1 protein-coding gene is annotated in these 300 nt (G+C 78.7%); it reads left to right on the top strand.

The window, feature by feature from the left end; translation table 11 throughout:
• Positions 1-300 (top strand): rhodanese-like domain-containing protein (locus K206_RS38430; protein ID WP_043366751.1); only part of this gene is annotated, 300 nt, incomplete at both ends.

The raw sequence follows: 300 nt of genomic DNA, 5'->3' as shown, positions 1-300 counted from the left end.
CGGCTGCTGGCGCTCGACGTGCGCCCCAGCATGGCCTACCGCGCCGGCCACGTGCCCGGCAGCCGCTGGTCGATCCGCCCGGTGCTGGCGCGCGACCTGGCCGGCGTGCCGCGCGACATGCCGCTGGCGCTGATCGGCGACGAAGACGGCGTGGCCCTGCTCGCCGCGGCCGAGCTGGCCGCGCTCGGCTTCGGCGACGTCAGCCTGCTCGACGGCGGCATGCGGGCGTGGCAGGCCGCCGGCCTGGCGCCTGCCGACGATGCCGGCGCGGCGGTGCTGCCCGACGCGCGCTGCATCGAT

This window comes from Cupriavidus sp. WS, from assembly GCF_000395345.1.
GTDB classification, from domain to species: domain Bacteria; phylum Pseudomonadota; class Gammaproteobacteria; order Burkholderiales; family Burkholderiaceae; genus Cupriavidus; species Cupriavidus basilensis_B.
The sequence above is the reverse complement of the archived record's forward strand: the minus strand, read 5'-3'. Positions and strand labels throughout refer to the sequence as shown.